General features: G+C 37.9%; 2 protein-coding genes. Both read right to left on the bottom strand.

Annotation, left to right across the window (positions count from 1 at the left end; translation table 11 throughout):
• Window positions 1–327: isochorismatase family protein (locus tag IQR33_RS18710; protein ID WP_193843920.1), on the bottom strand; the 327-nt coding region annotated here is incomplete at its 3' end.
• 701 nt (window positions 328–1,028) lie between these two features.
• A partial coding sequence (locus IQR33_RS33500) for a hypothetical protein (protein WP_228013987.1) occupies window positions 1,029–1,212 on the bottom strand: 184 nt, incomplete at its 5' end.

Raw genomic sequence — 1,212 nt, 5'->3', positions numbered from 1 at the left:
TACTTCTGGCACTATCTCCGTATCTTGAGTTAGGCCTGAGCCCCAAAAATCCGTTAGGAGTGCCCTTTCTTTTGGGTCTTGATTAGCAGGCTGAGCCGTATAAACAACAGGGATGCCTGCGGCTCTAGCATTCTCTGTAACTTTTTTAACATTTTGTATAAGTTCAGGAATAGGAGACAATCTTGTATCAAAAAAGTTGAGGAAGTAAGCCTGTAAATCATGAACTAAGACAACCGACTTCTTAGGCTCTATCACCCAATCCACTTTATTGACGGGAAATGATTCTGGTTGAAGTACTTGGTATGGGGCGATCTTGGGAATGGCCATCTCACTATCCTTATTAAGAATTATCACATTAAACCCATGAGCATTTACATATTAGCTCAAACATTTATTGAAAATGAAAATCATTAACATTTAATATAAACAAATGAGAATATGAAATCAATTGATTGTTGCTGTTCTTTGGAATAGCTATATCAATAAAAAGAGCTTTGCTAACGTTATTGCGTTGTCATTTCCACCAAAATTATGCAAAGAGGCTCCCACCTCACCTTCTAATCAAGTGTTAACTTAATGATGTTCATCGTTTAGTGAGAAAGATGAACATAGAAAAGTAATTTTGGAAATAGTGACCGACAGCCATTCTCAAAGCAGAAGATGCTAGTATTCCGTTTAAAGGGTCAGCCATAAATAATACAGTATCTTCGGCGTGATATTTTACACATGGCGAAAAATGTCCAGTGATATGGGCTAGCCAGATAATACACTCAAAGTATTGGAAGAAGATGCGCGGCTAAAAGTTGCTGATTTAAAAGGAGGGAGATACTGAAAGACCCAAAACATCAATGATAAACGTAGAATTCCGAGTATAACACAATAAGTATTTAAGGTATCTAAACTCAGATAACTTGTTGATTAATAATCATTAATTAAGAACCTCAGTAATAGACTTCCACCTATCAAACTCATAAACGGTGAGCTAGATACCTCATACTCTAGTAATGACTGTCTATATAGGGATACTTCTAGCGACCACTTGGCGTGAAAACAACTAACAACACAGTAGTTGCCACACTGAGCACACCAGCACAGAACATCACAATTCCAAATCCAGCTGCCATCACGTTCCGATAAGCTAAGAGCCACCCTTCTTGATTTGAAGGAAGCTCATTTCTGACTATTGCACTTTGAGCAGTCCCAACAGCATTT

Origin of the sequence: Vibrio sp. OPT46 (assembly GCF_015163535.1) — a bacterium.
GTDB classification, from domain to species: Bacteria; Pseudomonadota; Gammaproteobacteria; order Enterobacterales; family Vibrionaceae; genus Vibrio; species Vibrio alginolyticus.
Note: the sequence above shows the minus strand (reverse complement) of the source record. Positions and strands in the feature narration are given on the sequence as shown.